Origin of the sequence: Kitasatospora sp. NPDC094028, from assembly GCF_049543595.1 — a bacterium.
Taxonomy (GTDB): domain Bacteria; phylum Actinomycetota; class Actinomycetes; order Streptomycetales; family Streptomycetaceae; genus Kitasatospora.
Genome location: NZ_JBMVFA010000003.1, coordinates 74,456 through 92,745, shown reverse-complemented (window position 1 = coordinate 92,745; position 18,290 = coordinate 74,456). Strand labels below are relative to the sequence as shown.

17 protein-coding genes and 1 pseudogene are annotated in these 18,290 nt (G+C 75.3%); 12 read left to right on the top strand and 6 right to left on the bottom strand.

The window, feature by feature from the left end:
* Positions 1–10: 10 nt before the first annotated feature.
* Genes paaC through paaE form a run of 3 tightly spaced genes read left to right on the top strand, consistent with a single transcriptional unit; the run spans position 11 to position 2,682 of the window.
* On the top strand, positions 11–916 hold the full coding sequence (paaC, locus tag ACPC54_RS06150) for a 1,2-phenylacetyl-CoA epoxidase subunit PaaC (RefSeq protein WP_498961724.1): 906 nt from the start codon (positions 11–13) through the stop codon (positions 914–916).
* Positions 910–1,485: a 1,2-phenylacetyl-CoA epoxidase subunit PaaD gene (gene paaD / locus ACPC54_RS06145; RefSeq protein WP_498961722.1), complete on the top strand. Its 576-nt coding sequence runs from the start codon at positions 910–912 to the stop codon at positions 1,483–1,485. Before paaC ends, paaD begins: the two co-directional genes overlap by 7 nt.
* Complete coding sequence (gene paaE, locus ACPC54_RS06140; protein WP_498961720.1) at positions 1,486–2,682, top strand: 1,2-phenylacetyl-CoA epoxidase subunit PaaE; 1,197 nt, start codon at positions 1,486–1,488, stop codon at positions 2,680–2,682.
* Between the two features lie 67 nt (positions 2,683–2,749).
* On the opposite strand, the gene ACPC54_RS06135 is transcribed toward paaE, so the two are convergent.
* On the bottom strand, positions 2,750–3,862 hold the full coding sequence (locus ACPC54_RS06135; RefSeq protein WP_498962427.1) for an NAD(P)-binding domain-containing protein: 1,113 nt from the start codon (positions 3,860–3,862) through the stop codon (positions 2,750–2,752).
* Between the two features lie 200 nt (positions 3,863–4,062).
* Entirely contained in the window at positions 4,063–4,434 is a 372-nt protein-coding gene (locus ACPC54_RS06130; RefSeq protein ID WP_045693147.1) for a YbjQ family protein, read from the bottom strand.
* Between the two features lie 124 nt (positions 4,435–4,558).
* Between ACPC54_RS06130 and ACPC54_RS06125 the strand changes: the two genes are divergently transcribed.
* From ACPC54_RS06125 to ACPC54_RS06115, 3 genes are all read left to right on the top strand, one after another.
* Entirely contained in the window at positions 4,559–5,515 is a 957-nt protein-coding gene (locus tag ACPC54_RS06125; RefSeq protein ID WP_498961717.1) for a hypothetical protein, read from the top strand.
* Between the two features lie 33 nt (positions 5,516–5,548).
* Entirely contained in the window at positions 5,549–6,151 is a 603-nt protein-coding gene (locus tag ACPC54_RS06120; protein WP_498961715.1) for a hypothetical protein, read from the top strand.
* A gap of 72 nt (positions 6,152–6,223) precedes the next feature.
* Positions 6,224–6,961, top strand: coding sequence for a peptidyl-tRNA hydrolase (locus ACPC54_RS06115; protein WP_498961713.1), 738 nt, complete (start codon positions 6,224–6,226; stop codon positions 6,959–6,961).
* Positions 6,962–7,096: 135 nt separating this feature from the next.
* Here the strand turns inward: ACPC54_RS06115 and ACPC54_RS06110 are convergent, their stop codons facing one another.
* From ACPC54_RS06110 to modA, 3 genes are all read right to left on the bottom strand, one after another.
* A complete protein-coding gene (locus ACPC54_RS06110; RefSeq protein ID WP_498961711.1) occupies positions 7,097–8,236 on the bottom strand; it encodes an ABC transporter ATP-binding protein in 1,140 nt (379 codons plus the stop codon).
* Between the two features lie 10 nt (positions 8,237–8,246).
* Complete coding sequence (locus ACPC54_RS06105) at positions 8,247–9,053, bottom strand: ABC transporter permease (protein WP_498962425.1); 807 nt, start codon at positions 9,051–9,053, stop codon at positions 8,247–8,249.
* A gap of 137 nt (positions 9,054–9,190) precedes the next feature.
* Positions 9,191–10,048: a molybdate ABC transporter substrate-binding protein gene (gene modA / locus ACPC54_RS06100; RefSeq protein WP_498961709.1), complete on the bottom strand. Its 858-nt coding sequence runs from the start codon at positions 10,046–10,048 to the stop codon at positions 9,191–9,193.
* Between the two features lie 389 nt (positions 10,049–10,437).
* Here modA and ACPC54_RS06095 point away from each other — a divergent pair, with 389 nt between their 5' ends.
* From ACPC54_RS06095 to ACPC54_RS06070, 6 genes and pseudogenes are all read left to right on the top strand, one after another.
* A complete protein-coding gene (locus ACPC54_RS06095) occupies positions 10,438–11,505 on the top strand; it encodes an RNA ligase (ATP) (protein WP_498961707.1) in 1,068 nt (355 codons plus the stop codon).
* A 105-nt stretch (positions 11,506–11,610) separates the two neighbouring features.
* Entirely contained in the window at positions 11,611–13,017 is a 1,407-nt protein-coding gene (locus ACPC54_RS06090; protein ID WP_498961705.1) for a cytochrome P450, read from the top strand.
* Positions 13,018–13,497: 480 nt separating this feature from the next.
* Positions 13,498–14,283: an MHYT domain-containing protein gene (locus tag ACPC54_RS06085; RefSeq protein WP_498961703.1), complete on the top strand. Its 786-nt coding sequence runs from the start codon at positions 13,498–13,500 to the stop codon at positions 14,281–14,283.
* A 150-nt stretch (positions 14,284–14,433) separates the two neighbouring features.
* Positions 14,434–14,760, top strand: a complete 327-nt coding sequence (locus ACPC54_RS06080) for a DUF742 domain-containing protein (protein ID WP_498961701.1) — start codon at positions 14,434–14,436, stop codon at positions 14,758–14,760.
* A 123-nt stretch (positions 14,761–14,883) separates the two neighbouring features.
* Positions 14,884–15,216, top strand: a pseudogene (locus tag ACPC54_RS06075) (ATP/GTP-binding protein); the annotation flags it as partial.
* 242 nt (positions 15,217–15,458) lie between these two features.
* The gene (locus ACPC54_RS06070) at positions 15,459–16,460 is read left to right on the top strand and encodes a hypothetical protein (RefSeq protein ID WP_498961699.1); all 1,002 of its coding nucleotides are present in this window, start codon (positions 15,459–15,461) and stop codon (positions 16,458–16,460) included.
* 204 nt (positions 16,461–16,664) lie between these two features.
* Here ACPC54_RS06070 and ACPC54_RS06065 read toward each other — a convergent pair whose 3' ends face one another.
* Positions 16,665–18,050 carry a cation:dicarboxylate symporter family transporter gene (locus tag ACPC54_RS06065; RefSeq protein ID WP_498961697.1) on the bottom strand — a complete coding sequence of 462 codons (1,386 nt, stop codon included), beginning with the start codon at positions 18,048–18,050 and terminating at the stop codon, positions 16,665–16,667.
* Between the last annotated feature and the right edge of the window lie 240 nt (positions 18,051–18,290).

The following is an 18,290-nucleotide window of genomic DNA, read 5'->3' as shown; positions in this document are numbered from 1 at the left end:
GGGAACCGCCATGCAGGACCGCACCGCCTCCACCAGCGAGGACGACCACGTCTACCTCAGCCTCGCCGAGGCCGACGCCGGCCCCGAGGGCGAGGGCCGCTGGGCGTACGGGACGGGCTTCGCCGACCCGCTGCTCGGCGTGGACACCGCCCTGCCCGCCGGCCTGGACGGCGCCGACCTGGCCGCCTACTGCCTGATGCTCGGCGACGACGCCCTGATCCTCGCCCAGCGGCTGATCGAGTGGTGCACCCGGGCGCCCGAGCTGGAGGAGGAGGTCGCGCTCGCGAACCTCGGCCTGGACCTGCTCGGCCAGGCCCGCCTGCTGCTCACCCGGGCCGGCCAGGCGGACGGCACCGGCCGCACCGAGGACGACCTGGCGTACTGGCGGGAGGACCACGAGTTCCGCAACGTCCGGCTGGTGGAGATCCCGAACGGCGACTTCGCGCACGCGATCGCCCGGCTGCTGCTGTTCGCCACCGCCCGCGAGGCCCTGTACGAGGCGCTGGCCGCCCACGCCGACCCGGTGCTGGCCGCGGTCGCGGCCCGGGGCGTCAAGGAACTGGCCTACCACCGCGAGTACGCCACCGCCTGGACGCTGCGGCTCGGCGACGGCACCCCGTACTCGGCGCAGCGGATGCAGGCCGGCCTGGACGCGGTCTGGCCGCTGCTGGAGGAGCTGTTCACCGCGCACCCGGTGGAGCTGCGGGCGGGCGTCGACCCGGCCGGGCTGCGCGAATCGGTGCTGCGCTCGCTCGGCGCCGTCCTCGCCGAGGCCGGCCTGACGGTGCCGGACGGGCCGCCGCTGGCCACCGTGCTGGGCCGGGCGGGCCGGCACGGCGTGCACACCGAGGCGCTCGGCCCGCTGCTCGCCGAGCTTCAGGTGGTGGCCCGCGCCCACCCGGGGGCGACGTGGTGACCGCCGCGCCGGCGCGGCGGGCCCGGGCCTGGGAGGTCGCCGCGGCCGTCCCGGACCCGGAGCTGCCCATGCTCACCCTGGCCGACCTGGGCGTCCTGGCCGGCGTCGAGGTCGACGGCGGCGGCGACGACGAGGGCGCTGGCGGCGCGGTCACCGCGTGGCTGACCCCGACCTACTCCGGCTGCCCGGCCGTCGCCGAGATGGCCGCCGACGTGGACCGCCGGCTGCGCGCCGCCGGCTACCGGGACGTCCGGGTGCGGCTGCGCCTGGACCCGCCGTGGTCCACCGACCTGATCACCGCCGAGGGCCGCCGCAAGCTCGCCGAGGCGGGCATCGCCCCGCCGCGCCCGGGCGCCGCCGCGGCGTCCGCGGCCGCCACGGCGGCCGGGCCGGTCCCGCTCGCCCTCGGTCCCACCCGCACGGGGGCCGGCGCCGCGTCCGCCGTGCTCTGCCCGCAGTGCGGCGCCGCCGACACCGAGGAGCTGTCCCGGTTCGGCTCCACCGCTTGCAAGGCGCTCTGGCGCTGCCGTGCCTGCCGGGAGCCCTTCGAACGCGTCAAGGAGATCTGAATGCCCGCCGCCTCCGCCACCGAGAGCGCCGAGAGCCCCGAGAACTCGGAACGCCGCGAGAGCCCGGAACGCCCCGGGAGCGCCGCCGACGCCGCCGTCTCCCCTCCCGCCGCCCGCCGGCCCGTCTTCCACCGGCTGCGGATCGAGCGGGTGGAACGGCTCTGCGAGGACGCCGTGGCGGTGACCTTCGCGGTTCCGGACGCCCTGGCGCAGGCCTACGCCTTCCGGCCCGGGCAGACCCTGACCCTGCGCAAGGTGGTGGACGGCGTCGACGAGCGCCGCTCCTACTCGATCTGCGCCCCCGTGGACGGTCCGCTGCGGATCGCCGTCCGCGAGGTGCCCGGCGGGCTGTTCTCGCGCTGGCTGGTGCACGAGGCCCGGCCCGGCGAGGAGGTCGAGGTGCTGACGCCGACCGGCCTGTTCACCCCCGACCTCGGGGTCCCCGCCGACCACGTGCTGCTCGCCGCCGGCTCCGGCATCACCCCGATGCTGTCGATCGCCGGCTCGGTGCTGGCCGCCGACCGCCGCTCGACCGTCACCCTGCTCTACGGCAACCGGCGCAGCGACACCGTGATGTTCGCCGACGAGCTGGCCGACCTGAAGGACCGCTACCTCGGCCGGTTCCAGCTGGTGCACGTCCTCTCCCGGGAGACCCGGGACGCCGAACTGCTCAGCGGCCGCCTCGACCCGGAGCGGGTCCGCGCGCTGCTGGCGGCGCTGGTCGACGTCGAGGGCGTGGGGCACTGGTGGCTGTGCGGGCCGCTCGGCATGGTCGCCGGGGCGAAGGACCTGCTCGCCGACCTCGCCGTACCGGGCGAGCGCGTCCACCAGGAGCTGTTCCACGCCGAGGACGAGCCGCTCGCCGAACGCGACGAGGACTGGGACGGCACGGACGGCGCCGCGGACGGTTCGCCCGGCGAGCGCAGCGAGGTCACCGTCGTGCTCGACGGCCGCGGCAGCACCCTCGCCCTCCCACGCGACCGCTCGATCCTGGACGGCGCCCAGCGCTCCCGCCCCGACCTGCCGTTCGCCTGCAAGGGCGGGGTCTGCGGCACCTGCCGCGCCCTGGTCACCGAGGGCGAGGTCGAGATGCGCCGCAACTTCGCGCTGGAGGAGAAGGAGCTGGCGGCCGGCTACGTCCTCACCTGCCAGGCCCGCCCGCTCACCGACCGGGTGACCGTCGACTACGACCGCTGAGCCGCGGACGCCCCGGCCTGGCCCGGCCCGGACCCGCCCCGGTTCGGACCAGGCCGGGGTGCGATCGTCACACCGCGACCGGGGCCGGCGACGTCGTCGGGTCGCCGAGCAGCGCGACCAGGTCGTTGACGGCCGCGCGCCCGGCCCGGTTGGCACCGATGGTGCTGGCGGACGGGCCGTAGCCGACCAGGTGGACGCGCGGGTCCGCGGTGGCCCGGGTGCCGGTCAGCGCGATGCCCCCGTGCGGGGAGCGCAGCCCGAGCGGGGCCAGGTGACCGACCTCGGGCCGGAAACCGGTCGCCCAGATGATCGCGTCCACCGCCGTCTCCTCCTCGCCCCAGACCGCGCCGTGCTCGGTGAGCCGGTCGAACATCGGCCGCCGGTGCAGCGCGCCCAGCGCCTCGGCCCGCCGGTAGGCGACGGACGGGCCGAGCCCGGTCACGCTCACCACGCTGCGCGCCGGCAGCCCCAGCCGGACCCGCTCCTCGACCTTCGCGACCACCGCACGCCCGTACTCCGGTGTGAACGGCCCTTCGTGGTAGACCGGTTCGGAACGGGTGGCCCAGACCGTCTCGCCGACCGCCGCCACCTCCGACAGCACCTGGATCGCGGACGCACCCCCGCCCACCACCAGGACGCGCCGGCCGGCGAACTCCTCCGGGCCGCGGTACTCGGCGTAGTGCAGCTGCCGGCCCGCGAACCGGCCGGGGTAGGAGGGAAGGAACGGACGGGTCCAGGTGCCGGTGGCGTTGATCAGCGCGCGGGTCGCCCAGGTGCCGCGGTCGGTCTCGACCAGCAGCCGGGAGTCCGGCCGCTCGGACTCGGCCCGTACGGCGCGGACCGTGACCGGGCGCACGACCGGGAGCGCGTGCCGGGCCTCGTACGCCGCGAAGTACCCCGGCACCACCTCGCGCGCGGGGGCCTCGGGGTCGGGCGCGGGCAGGACGGCGTCCGGCAGGTCGTGGAAGCCGTGCACGGTGGCCATCCGCAGCGACGGCGAGCGGTGCGCCCAGGCCCCGCCGGGTGCGGCGTCGGCGTCCAGGACGACGAAGCCGCCGGGGGCACGGTCGGGGTCGGCCGCGTACGGGGCGAAGCCGCGGCGGCGCAGGTGGTAGGCGGCCGACAGGCCCGCCTGGCCGGCGCCCACCACGAGGACGTCCACGGCCGCGACGAGGTCCACGGCCGCGACGAGATCCGGGGTCGCGGCGAGGTCCACGGCCGCGGCGAGGTCCGGTGTCGCGTCGGCGGCCGGTGCCGCGGCGTTCGCCGCCGCTGTGTGGGTGGCCGACGCACCGTAAGTAGTTGAGCCGTAAACAGTCACGTCGGGGAAACGGCGCCGGCCCGGCGGGTGTTCCCGCCGGGCCGGTCGGACGGATCCGCTCAGGCGGACCGGGAGATCACCGCGGCCGTGCCGTAGGCGCAGACCTCGGTCCCCACGTCCGCCGCCTCCGTCACGTCGAAGCGCATCATCAGGACAGCGTTGCCGCCGCGCGCCTTCGTCTGCTCGATCAGCCGCTGCATCGCCTCGTTGCGGCTCTCGACCAGCGTCTTCGTCAGACCGCGCAGCTCGCCGCCGATCAGCGACTTCAGGCCCGCGCCGATCTGGCTGCCGATGTGACGGCTGCGCACGGTCAGGCCGAACACCTCGCCGATCACGTGGTCGACCCGGAATCCGGGGATGTCGTTGGTGGTCACGACCAGGACGTCCGCGTTCGGGACCTGCCCGCCGCCGTACTCGTTGATGTCTGCCATGCGCCCCATCCTGCCGGTGTCGTGCGTCCGAGTGAGAGAGGCGTGGCCGGGCCGTGACCGAGAAGGCATCCGTAAGCTGGTCCGGACCGGTGATCGGACGGGCGAAAAGCCGTACCGTAGCCCCATGGGCGAGCGAAGCGATCATCCGCAGGGGCCGGGCGCGGCGGAACACTCGGGCGGCTCCGGCGGCCCGGGCGACTCCGGTGCGCAGGAGATCGAGGCGACGGTGGTGCTGGGCCTGCGGATCACCGACTGGCCGGCGCTGCGCGCGGCCGCGATCCGGGCCGTCGAGGAACTGGACTTCGAAGGCATCGACCCGGTCGGCCAGCGCCGCGAACTGCTGCGCGAGGTCACCGAGGACGCCAACGCGGCGCTCGGCGCGCTGCTGCACCCGGACCGCCTGGTGGCGGCCATCCCCGGGGTCGAGGCGATCGGCGGCACGCTGGAGATCAGCGTCACCGAGGACTTCACACCGGACTTCGCCGACCTCTTCCCGCTGGAGAGCGAGGACGAGGACGGCGGCGCCGGCTCCGACTGGACCCTCACCCCGCGCACCGCCTGCCTCGTGCACGCCCAGCTGCTCGGCCTCGCCGACGCCGCCTACGACGACCTGGAGGAGCACGGCGACGAGCCGGTCGCCGAGGGCGAGGACGTCGACTGGACGGTCTTCGCCCGGTTGCCCCAGCGCACCTGGCGGCTGCACCGGGGTTGGCGCCGCGCGATGGCCCGAGCCTTCGACGACCTGGCCGACGACCTCGCGCTCGGCGAGTGGCCGCTGCCGCGCTGCCTGGCCGAGGACGTCGCGCTGCGGATGGCCCTGGTGGACGCCCGGGCGCTGCTCGGCGCGCAGCCCGAATCGGTCGCCGACATGATGGGCGACCTGCCGGCCGACCTGTACGACTACGACTGGGACGGCTGCCACGACGAGCTGTTCGGCGTCTACGGGCCCGACGACGGCGACGCGGAGCTCGGCACCGAGCAGCGCACCGAACTGCTGCTCGCGGCCACGCACCCGGAGGGCTGGTTCCTGATGTACGAGGACGCGGAGGAGCGGGACCCGCAGCGCGGCTACCGGCGCTGAGCGGGCGTCGGGGGCGGCGGTTAGGCTGCGGGCATGTCCGATGTGCCCGAAGTATCTGCTCCCGGTGATCCGCTGCCGGACGGCGCCGGGTCCGGTGGGTCCGGTGGGTCCGCCGGGTCCGGGTCCGGGTCCGATGGTCCCCGGTCCTCGGGCCGTTCCGATTCGGGTGCCGTCGAGCCGGGCGGCGACGGCTCGGCGCTGGACCGGATCGGCCTCGGGCTGGACGGCGTGCGGGCGGCGCAGCGCGGCCGGTCGGCGCAGGCGCGGGCCCTCTTCGAGGCGCTCTGGGAGGCGCTCGGCGAGCGCGACGTCTTCCACCGGTGCGTGCTCGCGCACTATCTGGCGGACCTACAGGACGACCCGAGGGCGGAACTGGAGTGGGACCGGCGGGCGCTGGCCGCCGCCGACTCGCTGACCGCCGAACGCGCGCAGACCTACGAGTCCGCCCTGCAGGTGCGCGCCTTCTACCCGTCGCTGCACCTCAACCTGGCCTCCGACCACCTCAAGCTCGGCGAACCGGACCTCGCGCGCGAGCAGTTGGAGCGCGCGGTGCGCAGCCTGGACGCGCTGCCGGAGGACGTCTACAGCGCCGGCATCCGCACGGCCGTGGACGAGCTGCGGCAGCGGCTGCGCTGACCGGCCCGTGCGGCGGGGCAGGCGGGACGGGGCGGGGCGGGGCGGGCGCCGGCGGGCTGGCATGCTGGACGGGTGACTTCTCCGTTCGACGCCCCCGCCGCTGAATCCGCTTCCGCCCCCGCCGAGCCGGCCGCCCCCGAGGACCGCGACGCGCGGCCGCAGTACGTGCTGCCGCTGGTCGTCCGGCTGGAGCGGGCCACGCCGCCGGGACGGACGGACGCGCTGGAGACCTCGGCCCGCGCGGTGCTGACCTTCCTGGCCGACCCGAGGGTCGCCGGGGCGGACGGCGAGTGGGCGGAGCGGGTCGCCGCCTGGGAGGACGCGCGGATCCGCAAGGTCGTCCGCCGTGCCCGGGGCGGCGAGTGGCGCCGGGCCGAGGAGTTGCCGGGCATCACGGTGCACGGGCGGGAGGCGGAGGTGCGGGTGTTCCCGCCGGTCCCGCTGGACGGCTGGCCGAAGGAGCTCGCCAAGCTGCAGGTCTCCGGGACGGACCTGGAAGAGACCGCCGAGGTCGGTGCGCCCGAACCGGGGCTGCCGGTGCTGTGGCTCAACCCGGAGCTGGACATGAGCGCGGGCAAGACGATGGCGCAGACCGGGCACGCCGCCCAGATCGCCTGGTGGCGGCTGGACGAGGCGCAGCGCAAGGAGTGGGCCGAGGCCGGTTTCGCGCTCGCCGTCCGGACGGCCACGCCGGAGCGCTGGGCGGACCTGGTCCGCAGCGGCCTGCCGGTGGTGCAGGACGCGGGCTTCACCGAGATCGCCCCGGGCAGCTGCACGGTGATCGCGGAGCACCCCGCGCTGCTGCGGTGAGCGGAATCGAACGACTGACAGGTGGCAGGTGGCAGGTGACGAGTAACAGATTTCAGCGAACAGATAACAGATGTTGAAAGCTGTTATCTGTTCGCTGAAATCTGTTCGCCGTCGGCGGCAGCCCCGCGGGTCGGCCTAGGCCGGGTAGGCGTGGGTCTGGGTGGCCTTGACGGAGGCCCAGACCTCGGCGCCGGGTGCCAGGCCCAGCTCCGCGACGGCGGCCGGGGTGAGGTCGGCGGCCATCGGCAGCTCGCCGGTGAGTTCGGCGCGCACCTGGTCGCCGTGCAGGTCCAGGCCGGTCACCTCGGCCAGCCACAGGTTTCGGGCGCTGGTCTGCGGTCGCTGCCCGTACAGCGTCACCGCGGACGGCGGGAAGGCGACGAAGGCCGAGCCGGACAGCTCCTCGGCGGTGGCGAGCACCGTGCCGTCCGGGAGCGTGACGTGCGTGCCCTCGGCCACGCCCTGGTACAGGTTGAGCCCGACCAGGCGGGCGATGTAATCGGTGCGCGGCCGCCGGGCGATCTCCGCCGGCGGCCCGGACTGCACCTCACGCCCGTCCTCGATCACCACCAGCCGGTCGGCCAGCACCATGGCGTCCAGCGGATCGTGCGTCACCAGCACCGCCATCGCTTCGAACTCGGCCAGGTGGCGCCGAAGTTGGGCCCGAACGTCGAGCCGGGTGCGGGCGTCGAGCGCGGCCAGCGGCTCGTCCAGCAGCAGCAGCCGGGGCCGGACTGCGAGCGCCCGGGCGAGCGCCACCCGCTGCGCCTGGCCGCCGGAGAGCCGGCCGGGACGGGCCGAGGCGTGCTCGGCCAGGCCCATCCGCTCCAGCCAGTCCGCCGCCTCGGCGCGGGCGGCGCGCTTGGGGCGGCCCTGGCAGCGCGGGCCGAAGGCGACGTTGTCGAGCGCGCTGAGGTGCGGGAACAGCAGGTAGTCCTGGAACACCACGCCGACCGGGCGTTCCTCGGCGGGGGTGTGCAGGCGCCGCGCCGGGTCCTCCAGCAGCCGGCCGTCCAGCCGCAGGTGGCCGCCGGTCAGCGGGAGCAGTCCGGCGAGGGCGCGCAGGGCGGTGGACTTGCCCGCGCCGTTCGGGCCGAGCAGGGCGACCACCTCGCCGGGGGCGGCGGCGAGCCCGAGGTCGAGGGTGAAGGAGGGGCGGTCCACCCGCAGGTGGGCGTCCAGGGCGGTCGGCGTGCCGGGGCGCTGCGGGGTCGGGTGAGACGGACTGGGGTGCGACGCCCCCGGGCCCGGCGGCGTGGCGCGGTTCGGTGTCATGGGTTCGGCCTCACGGGGTGGACAGCCAGCGGTCGCGCAGGCCGGCCAGGACGGCGACGGAGACCACCAGCAGCACCAGCGACAGGGCGATCGCGGCCTGCGGATCGGACTCCATCGCCAGGTAGACCGCCAGCGGCATGGTCTGGGTGCGGCCCGGGAAGTTGCCTGCGAAGGTGATCGTCGCGCCGAACTCGCCGAGCGCCCGGGCCCACGCCAGGACGGCCCCGGCGGCGATCCCCGGGGCGATCATCGGCAGGGTGACCCGGCGGAAGGCGGTCAGCCGGGAGGCGCCCAGGGTGGCGGCCGCCTCCTCGAAGCGGGGGTCGGCGGCCCGCAGCGCCCCCTCGACGCTGATCACCAGGAACGGCATCGCCACGAACGCCTCGGCGATCACCACGCCGGCGGTGGTGAACGGCAGCGTGATGCCGAACGCCGAGTCGAGCCAGGAGCCGACGATGCCGCGCCGCCCGAGCACCAGCAGCAGCGCCACACCGCCGACCACCGGCGGCAGCACCAGCGGCAGCGTCACCAGCGCCCGGACCACCCGCCGGCCCGGCAGTTCGGTGCGGGCGAGCAGCCAGGCCAGCGGGACGCCGAGGACCAGTGACACCGCCGTGGCGGCGGTCGCGCTGATCAGCGACAGGCGCAGGGCGTCCCAGACGGCGGTGCTGGTCAGCTGCTCGGACAGGCCGCTCCACGGCGCCCGGACGAGCAGGCCGACCAGCGGCAGGATCAGGAACGCGAGGCCGAGCAGGGCCGGGAGCGCCAGCGCCACCGGGGTACGACCCGGGCGCGGGCGTCGGCCCCGGCGCGGCAGGGCCGGAGCTGGGCCGGCCGCGCCGACGCCGTCCCGACCACTGCTCCGGCCGTCGAGCCGGCCGCCGGGCCGGTCATGGCGGCGGCCGGTCGGCCGGTCATCGCCGGTCGGCCGGTCGGCGTCGGCGCTGCGGTCGTTCACGGGGCCTGGAAACCGGCCGCGGTCAGGACCTGCTGGGCCTCGGGCGACTGGACGTACGCGACGAACGCGGCGGCGCCGTCCTTGTTCGGGGCCTTGGCGAGCGCGGCGATCGGGTAGTCGTTGACGGCCTTGGCGGCCTCGGGGAAGTCCACGCCGTCGATCTTCGCAGCATCGGCCCGTACATCGGTCTTGTACACCAGCGAGGCGTCGACCTCGCCCAGCTCGACCTTGGTGAGCGCGCCCTTGACGTCCTGCTCCAGGGTGACCGGGGTGAGGTCGACGCCGGCCGCCTTGAGCGCGGTCAGCGCGGCCGCGCCGCACGGCACCTCCTTCGCGCAGAGCGCGACCTTCACTCCGGAGCCGGTCAGGTCCTTCAGGCCGGCGATGTGCTTGGGGTTGCCCTTGGGCACGGCGATGGCGAGCGTGTTCCGGACGAAGGTCGCCGGCTGGCCGCTCGCCCCGCCCGCGTCGCTGACCGTCTTCATGGTGGCCGGGCTGGCGGCGGCGAACACGTCCGCCGGGGCACCGGAGTTGATGCTGGTGGCGAGGCTGGAGCTGCCGCCGAAGTTGAAGGTGACCTTGGTGCCGGGGTTCGCCGCCTCGAACTTCTTGCCCAGGTCGGTGAAGGTCTCCTTGAGCGAGGCGGCGGCGAAGACGGTGATCGTGCCGTGGGCCTTCGGGACGCCGGCGCCCGTACCGGGCCCGGTGGCCCCGGCGGAGGCGGACGCGGAGGCTCCGGAGCCGGCGGACGTGCCGCCGTCGCTGCCGCAGGCGGTGGCCCCGAGGCCGAGCGCGAGGGCCGCGACGGCGGCGACGGCGAGCCTGCGGGCGGGGGCGTGCGTGCGGGTGCTCATCGGGGCTTCCCCTCCAGGGTGCGCGCCGGACGGGGCGCGAGGGTGGCTGGGCCGCAGGTGCGGCCATTTCGGTGATCATAGTGCCGCAGATGCGAGCGCAGAATCCCCTGTCGCTTCGCACAGCCCCGGGGTGCCGACGCCGTCCGCCCGGCTGTGGGAAGGCGCAAGGCGCGCCGTGGTCGCGGCCGGTGCGTGCGGCGGGCGCTGCAGGGGGCGGTGATGTGGGCGGCGGCGGGCGGCGGCGGGTAGCGGCAGGTGGCGGCAGGTGGCAGCGGGCGGCCGCGGGGAAATTGCGTCGCGCCCGGGCGCCCGACCGGCCAGAGTGGGCGCAGTCCGTACGCATGGCCGGGTGCCGTCGCCCGGCCGGGCCCTAGGGGAGGAGTCCGTCCATGTCCACGCTGCGCGTCACCGCGGAGAAGCTGATCGTCCTGGAGCACCCGAACGCCGATGCCCTGGAGCTCGCGCAGGTCGGGCTCTACCGGGCGGTGATCGCCAAGGGCGCGTACCGGACGGGCGACTTCGCCGTCTACATCCCCGAGCAGTCCGTCCTCCCGGACGAGCTGGTCGCGGAACTGGGCCTGACCGGGAAGCTGGCCGGCTCGAAGGCGAACCGGGTCAAGGCGGTACGGCTGCGCGGCGAGCTGTCGCAGGGCATCGTCTGCCGGCCCGCCGCGCTCGCCGGGACCGACCTGGCGGCCGCCGCCGAGCGGGGCGAGGACTTCGCCGAGCTGCTCGGCGTCGTCAAGTGGCAGCCCCCGGTGCCGACGTCGATGAGCGGCGACGTGGTCGGCGCGCCGGACCTGCTGCCCTGGGTGGATATCGAGAACCTCAAGCGCTACCCCGACGTCTTCGAGCCGGGCGAGCCGGTGGTGCTCACCGAGAAGCTGCACGGCAGCTGCTGCCTGCTCACCTACACCGCCGGCACCGGCGAGGTGCAGGTGTCCTCCAAGGGGATCGGCGCGCAGGGCCTCGCGCTGATCGAGGACGAGCGCAACCTCTACTGGCGGGCGGTGCGCGCGCACCGCATACCGGAGGTGGCGGCGCGGCTGGCCGAACGGCTGGGCGCCGAGCGGATCGGCATCTTCGGCGAGGTCTTCGGCGAGGGCGTGCAGGACCTGACGTACGGCGCCTCCGCGCGCACCGAACTGCCCGGCTACGCGGCCTTCGACGTGTCCGCCCTGATCGACGGGCAGCTCACCTGGCTGCCCGCCGCCGAACTCCTGGACGGCGAACTGCCGCTGGTGCCCGAGCTGTGGCGCGGACCGTTCGACCGGGAGACCGTGCTGGCCTTCGCCGAGGGCCGGGAGACCTTCTCCGGACGCGAACTCCACCTGCGCGAGGGCGTCGTGGTCCGACCGGTGACCGAGCGCTGGAGCCCGCTGCTCGGCGGACGGGCGATCGCCAAGGTGGTCGCCGACGCCTACCTGACCCGCAAGGGCGGCACCGAGTACGAGTAGGAGGGGCGGCCGGGCTCGGAGGCGGGCTGTTCAGACCTTTCAGGCCTTCCGGGGTTGACTACTCGTCAGTAAGGTTGAGGTGCCGTCCGTGTCGAAGGAGTGCCGATGACCATCGCAGCCGAAGCCCCGGCCCCGACCCCGGCCCCATCCGGAACCGCCGCCCGCACGGTGCCCGGGCCGGCCGGGCACCCGCTGACCGGGTCGCTGTTCGACCTCACCCGCCGCCCGCTGCGCACCTACCTCGCCGCCCGGCGCGACTACGGGGACGTGGTGCGCTTCACCGTCGGCCCGCCCGGCCTGCGCACCGAGTTCTACGGCGTGTTCTCGCCCGAGGGCGTCCACCAGGTCCTGGGCAGCGAAGCGGGCAACTTCCGCAAGGAGAACAACTTCTACGAGGAGCCGCGGATCAGCGTCGGCAACGGCCTGCTCACCAGCCAGGACGAGGTCTACCAGCGCCAACGCAGGCTGGTCCAGCCGCTGTTCACCCGCTGCCGGGTCGACGGCTACGCGGACGCGCTCGCCGAGGAGGTGCAGGTACTCGCCGGACGGTGGCGCGCCGCGCCGGGCGGAGTCGTCGACGCGGCCGAGGAGATGTCCCGGTTCGCGCTGCGCGCCGTCGCCCGGATCCTCTTCGGCGCCGACGTGGAGGAAGCGGTGGACGTGGTCAACCGCAGCTTCCCGGCACTCGGCGCGTACGTCATGGACCGCGGCTTCACCCCGGTGCGCCTGCCCCGCGCCTGGCCGACCCCGGGCAACCGGCGCGGCCTGGAGGCGCAGCGGGCGCTCTACGAGATCTGCGACCGGATCATCGCCGAGCGGGCCGCGCGCGGCGGCGGCGACGAGGACGCGAACGACCTGCTGACGCTGCTCGGACGGGCCCGCGGCGAGGACGGCGAGCGGCTCGATCCGGCCGAACTCCGGGACCAGGTCCTGGTGTTCCTGCTCGCCGGGCACGAGACCACCGCCACCTCGCTGGCCTTCGCGCTGCACCTGCTCGCCAAGCACCCGGAGCAGCGCCGGCTCGTGCAGGAGGAGGCCGAGGCCGTCCTGGCCGGGCGGGCGCCGACCGCGGCGGATCTGGACGCGTTGCCGTACCTGACCCGGGTGATGAAGGAGGCGATGCGGCTCTACCCGGCGGCGGCGCTGGTCGGGCGGCGGGCGGTCGCCGAGACGGTCATCGACGGGTACGTGATCCCGGCGGGGGCGCAGCTCGTGGTCGCGCCGCTGGTCACCCACCGGAACCCGGACCACTGGCCGGACCCGGAGCGCTTCGACCCCGACCGCTTCCTGCCCGAGCAGGAGAAGGCCCGGCACCGCTACGCCTGGTACCCCTTCGGCGGCGGCCCGCGGGCGTGCATCGGGCAGCACTTCTCGATGCTGGAGTCGGTGCTGACCCTCGGCGTGCTGCTGCGGGACTTCGACCTGGAGGCGGTGGACCAGCGGGTGGCGCTCGGCCAGGGCATCACGCTGCAGGTGAGGAGCCCGATGCGGATCCGGGTGACGGAGCGGTAGCGGGAGCGGGCCCGGGGCTGACCGCGGTCGGGGCCGCCCGGTGTCCGGCGCGGGGTGTGGCGGCCGGCGGGTGACGGCTGCCGGCTGACGGTCAACAGTCGGCAGCTGACGGATGACAGATAACAGCTGACAGATAACAGATTTCAGCGAACAGATAACAGATGATGAAAGTTGTCGGCTGTTCGCTGAAATCTGTTCGGTGTTCGCGGGCCTGCCGCCCTCCGGGCAGGGGGCCGACCCATTCGAACACAACGCCCGCGCCTCGCGGGTGGCTTTCCGGATCTCCGGGTGGCTGATTCCGGCCCCTCGATAGCGTCCCACGCACCCCAGGCCGAAAGCGCACATGCGACCGGCATTTGACGGTGCGTCAGGACAGCCCGAAGTCCTTCCACCGCCGCCGGTCGCGTGCAGTCCGCCCGGCCCGGGGAGCCCGGGCGCGACGCGTACCGCCCCGGGCCCGACCGGTCGACCGGAGGTCCGATGGGCACCCTCAACCACGTCAGCTTCGGCTGGCTGACACCCGCCCTCTCCTACGTGATGGCCTGCGCCGGTGCCGCCCTCGGCCTGCGCTGCACCCTGCGAGGGCTCGCGGCGAACGGCGCCGCCCGCCGGAACTGGCTGGTCACGGCCGCCGCCGCGATCGGCTCCGGCATCTGGACGATGCACTTCGTCGCCATGTTCGGCTTCACCGTCGACGGCACCGAACTGCGCTACGACGTGCCGCTGACCGTCCTCAGCCTCGCCGTCGCCGTCCTGGTCACCGGCCTCGGCCTGACCGTCGTCTGCTACGGCCGGCACCGCGGCCCGGCCCTGCTGGCCGGCGGCGTCACCACCGGGCTGGGCGTCGCCGCGATGCACTACCTCGGCATGGCCGCCGTCCGGATGCACGGCGGCATGCACTACGACGCCGGCACGGTCGCGCTGTCCGTGCTGGTCGCGGTCGGCGCCGCCACCGCCGCGCTCTGGGCGGCCGTCACCATCCGCAACGTGTACGCGGCCGCCGCCGCCTCGCTGGCCATGGGCCTCGCCGTCAGCTGCATGCACTACACCGGCATGGCCGCCGTCCACGTCCGGCTCGACCCGGACCGGGCCGGCCTCGGCGGCGCCGGCCCGATGGAGTTCGTCTTCCCGCTCGCGGTCGGCCTCGGCTCCTTCCTCTTCCTCGCCTCCGCCTTCGTCGCCCTGTCCCCGACCGCCCAGGAGCGGGCCGGCTACCTGGAGGCGGGCGAACTGGCCGTCGAGGACTTCCCCGCACCGCCCGCGTGACCCGGGCCGGCCCACCCCGACCCGGCCCACCCCGACCCCGCCCGAAAGGCCCGCCACCCATGCGACAAGACCGCGGTGCCGCCCCCGGGCGCCCGGCGGCCGGAGCCCGGAGGCGGTGCGGATCGCGATGTCCGCCTTCCACCGGGCCCGGTGGTCCGCCCGTACGCCCTCACCCGGGGGCGGACCGGTGGCGAGGGCCGGCGGTTCGACCTGATCGCCCTGGTCTTCCGGGAGGCGCCCAACCCGCTGCTCGCCCCGGACGCCCCCGAGCCGCCGGTAGGCCCGGAACAGGCCCGCATCCTCTCCCTGTGCGGCGACGTGCCGCAGTCGGTGGCCGAACTCGCCGCCGAGCTCGACCTGCCGGTCGGGGACCTGCGGGCGGCCGGGCTCATCCGGGTCAACCGCCCGGTCCCGCCCGCCCTGCTCCCCGACGAGCGCATCCTCCAGGAGGTCATCCATGGACTCCGCGCGCTCTGACCGACCGTCCGCGCCGGCCCGCCCCCACGCCCGCCCCCGCCCCCACGCCCACCCTCACGCCCGCGGCGACGGATCCTCCGGCGGAGTGTCCGGCCGGTCCGTGCCGCCGCCCGGCCCGTTCGAGGACGACCCGGGCGACGCCGTGCTCGCGCTCAAGACGCGCTCGGCGCCGTCGTGCTCGCCGACACCCGCCGGCTGACCGACTGCTTCCCGGCCGTCGACTTCTTCGAGCACCGGGGCATCCCGTTCGTGGTCGCGGTGAACCGCTTCGCCGGGACGCGTGAGTTCGGCCCGGCGGAAGTCGCCCGCGCACTGGGCCTGGACGCCGGCACCCCGGTCGTCCTGTGCGACGCCCGCCGCCGGGCCTCCGGCAAGGAGGTGCTGATCGACCTGGTCGAGCACGCGGGCCGGGTGCACGCCGCCCGTCTGATCGCGGACGCCTCGCCGACCGGCTGAGCCCGTACGCTCGCGAACTCCCGCCCCCTGCCCGGGGTCGCCCGGCGGCGGGGTGGCGAGCTGCGGGCGCGCTGGGAGGTGGTCGTCGAACGGGAGCGCGAACGGGGCCGTGGCGGCTGAGCGCCGCCGCACCGGCGGGTCCGGGCTGCCGCCTCGGATCGCCCTGGGGGGCGAACCGCTTCGACGCACCGAGCCGACGGTAAGTCAGCTGATGCGCCGCCCCGGCCCGTACGCTGAAAATCGTGATCACGTACGAGGACCACCGCCTGCGCGCCCTGGCCGACGACGGCCGCTGGCCCGAGCTGCTGGCTGCCTACCGGCAGGGCCGGGCGGCCGCCGTGGAGCGGGCCGGTGAGGCGACCGCGGCGGCGCTGACCGCGCCGCTCGGGCACCTGATCGCCTACTCGGCGCCGCCGGAGCTGGCCGTCCGGCTGTTCGACCTGGACGGTGGTCCGGGGACGGCCGCCGGGGTCGCCGACCACGACGCCGGGCCGCTGTGGGAGGTGCTGGCGACCAGGCACTCCTGGCTCCGGCTGGCCCCGCTGCTCGGCCCGGCCCCGGTGCGGCGGCTGGTCACGCACACCCGGGTGCTGCTGGGCGAGGACCTCTCGTACGGGGCCGAGCCGGACCCGGAGGGCGTGCCGCTGTGCCTGGAGCCGTGGGAGGCGGCGGGCTGGGAGGAGGGCGCGCGGGTACGCGAGTACCTGCCGTGCGGCGGTGCGCGCAGCGCGCTGCTGACCCTGCCGGCCGACCGGGAGGGCCTGGGCGCGGTCGAACTGCCGGATCCGGCGGACCGGTTGGGCGGTCAGCGGGCGGCCCGGGCCGCGGCGGCGACGGCGGCGCTGGCCGCGCTGGTGCCGTGGGCGGAGGCGGTCTGCGTGCGCGGTCCGGCCCCGCTGGCGGCGGCCCGGCTGGCGGTGGCGGCCCGGGGGGCGCGCGGCCTGCGGGTCGTCGGCGGGTACCTGCCGTTCGCGCTGGTCTGCCCGGCGCTGGTGCAGGCGGCCGCCGCCGGGCGGGCGCGGGGCTGCGCGCACGGGCGGCTCGCGCTGTGGCGGGCGCTCGGCGCGATGACGGGTGCGAGCGGCCCGGACGGCCCGGACCGCGCGGAGGTCAACGCGCTGGTGGCCCGGATGCGCTGCTTCACCTGGCTGGAGCCGGCGGCCGGACTGCGGCACCTGCACGTGGCGCTGGAGGACCCGGCGAGCGGGGTGGCCTGGGCGCTCAGCGGGTCCGAGGAGCTGTAGCCGGGCCGGAGGACCCGCAGGCGGGCCGAAGGAGCCGAAGGAGCGGTGGCCGCGCCGGAGGAGTCGCGGTCGGACGGGCCGCAGGAGCTGTAGCCGGATCGGCCCGCGCTGTGGGGGCGGGCCGATCCGGCTGTGGGGGACCCTCGGTCCGGCGCCGTTCTTCCGGGGTGGGGGCCGGCGCCGGACCGAGGAGTGCGGGCTCGCTCAGGCGGGCACCGGGGCGGGGGTCGCGTCGGGGTCGACCGGGGCGTGGGGCGCCTCGTGGCCGCCGGTGCTGTCGAGCAGCGTCTGCTCGTCGAAAGGCACTTCGCCCGCCAGCACCCGCTGGGCGCGTTCGGTGTCCAGTTCGCCGGTCCAGCGGCCGATCAGCACGGTGGCGACGGCGTTGCCCGCGAAGTTGGTGAGCGCCCGGGCCTCGGACATGAACCGGTCGATGCCGACGATCAGCCCGACGCCGTCCACCAGGGCCGGCTTGTGGGACTGCAGGCCGCCCGCGAGGGTGGCCAGTCCGGCGCCGGTGACGCCGGCCGCGCCCTTGCTCGCGATCACCATGAAGACCAGCAGCGACAGCTGCTCGCCGATCCCCATCGGCTTGTCCATCGCCTCGGAGATGAAGATCGACGACATGGTGAGGTAGATCGCGGTGCCGTCGAGGTTGAAGCTGTAGCCGGTCGGCACGGTGATGCCGACGACCGGGCGGCTGACGCCCAGGTGCTCCATCTTGGCGATCAGGCGGGGCAGCGCGCTCTCCGAGGAGGAGGTCGACAGGATCAGCAGGAACTCGCGGCCGAGGTACTTGAGCAGCGCGAACACGTTGATCCCGGCGACCAGGCGCAGCAGCGCGCCCAGCACCACGACGACGAACAGCGCGCAGGTCAGGTAGAAGCCGACCATGATCACGGCGAGGCTCTTCAGCGCGGCGGTGCCGGTGGCCCCGACCACGGCGGCCATCGCGCCGAACGCGCCGATCGGCGCCACCCACATGATCATCGACATGATCCGGAAGACCAGCCGCTGCACGTGCTCGATCCCGCGCAGCACCGGGGCGCCGGCCGGGCCCATCGCCTGCAGGGCGAAGCCGGCGAGCAGCGCGGCCAGCAGGGTCTGCAGCACCTTGCCCTCGGTGACGGCCGAGAACAGGGTGGTGGGGATCATCCCGAGCAGGAAGTCGGTGGTCGACTGGGCGCCGCCGGCCGCCGCCTGGGCGTGGCCGGACTTGGCGAGCGCGGCGGTCAGGTGCAGGCCGCCGCCGGGCTCCAGCAGGTTGCCGACGACCAGGCCGATGGCGAGCGCGACGGTCGACATCACCAGGAAGTAGCCGAGCGCGAGGCCGCCGACCTTGCCGACCTTCGCCGCCTTGGTGACCGAGCCGATGCCGAGCACGATGGTGCAGAAGATGACCGGGCTGATCATCATCTTGATCAGATTGACGAACCCGGTGCCGACCGGCTTCAGCTCCGTCGCGAAGCCGGGCGCGGCCAGCCCCACCACCACGCCCGCGATCACGGCGGCGATCACGGCGAGGTAGAGGTAGTGGGTGCGGTCCTTGCGTCTGGGTCCCCCCGCCGGTGCGGCTCCAGCGATCGACATCTGCGGCTCCTTCGCCCTGCAGTCCTGGCGGCCCCGGGTGGTGGGCCGATCCGACTATCGGGCCTGCGCGTGATCCGGGTCACGTTTGCGGTCATAAAGTTCTCCGGGGCTTCGGCCGCTCCCCGGGCTGTTCTCGGGCTGTTCTCGGGCGGCTCCCCGGGCTGTTCCCCGGGCCGCTCGCCGGGCCGGTCCCGGGCCGCTCCTCGGCCGCTCCCCGGGCACCGGTTCGTTGTCGCACCG

What these genes read in the sequence shown, in the direction of transcription:
- ACPC54_RS06130 (WP_045693147.1), bottom strand. Translation starts at nt 4,434, where the DNA reads ATGGCAGACATCAACGAGTACGGCGGCGGGCAGGTCCCGAACGCGGAC.
- paaC (WP_498961724.1), top strand. Translation starts at nt 11, where the DNA reads ATGCAGGACCGCACCGCCTCCACCAGCGAGGACGACCACGTCTACCTC.
- ACPC54_RS06090 (WP_498961705.1), top strand. Translation starts at nt 11,611, where the DNA reads ATGACCATCGCAGCCGAAGCCCCGGCCCCGACCCCGGCCCCATCCGGA.
- ACPC54_RS06095 (WP_498961707.1), top strand. Translation starts at nt 10,438, where the DNA reads ATGTCCACGCTGCGCGTCACCGCGGAGAAGCTGATCGTCCTGGAGCAC.
- modA (WP_498961709.1), bottom strand. Translation starts at nt 10,048, where the DNA reads ATGAGCACCCGCACGCACGCCCCCGCCCGCAGGCTCGCCGTCGCCGCC.
- ACPC54_RS06065 (WP_498961697.1), bottom strand. Translation starts at nt 18,050, where the DNA reads ATGTCGATCGCTGGAGCCGCACCGGCGGGGGGACCCAGACGCAAGGAC.
- ACPC54_RS06125 (WP_498961717.1), top strand. Translation starts at nt 4,559, where the DNA reads ATGGGCGAGCGAAGCGATCATCCGCAGGGGCCGGGCGCGGCGGAACAC.
- paaE (WP_498961720.1), top strand. Translation starts at nt 1,486, where the DNA reads ATGCCCGCCGCCTCCGCCACCGAGAGCGCCGAGAGCCCCGAGAACTCG.
- ACPC54_RS06110 (WP_498961711.1), bottom strand. Translation starts at nt 8,236, where the DNA reads ATGACACCGAACCGCGCCACGCCGCCGGGCCCGGGGGCGTCGCACCCC.
- ACPC54_RS06085 (WP_498961703.1), top strand. Translation starts at nt 13,498, where the DNA reads ATGGGCACCCTCAACCACGTCAGCTTCGGCTGGCTGACACCCGCCCTC.
- ACPC54_RS06120 (WP_498961715.1), top strand. Translation starts at nt 5,549, where the DNA reads ATGTCCGATGTGCCCGAAGTATCTGCTCCCGGTGATCCGCTGCCGGAC.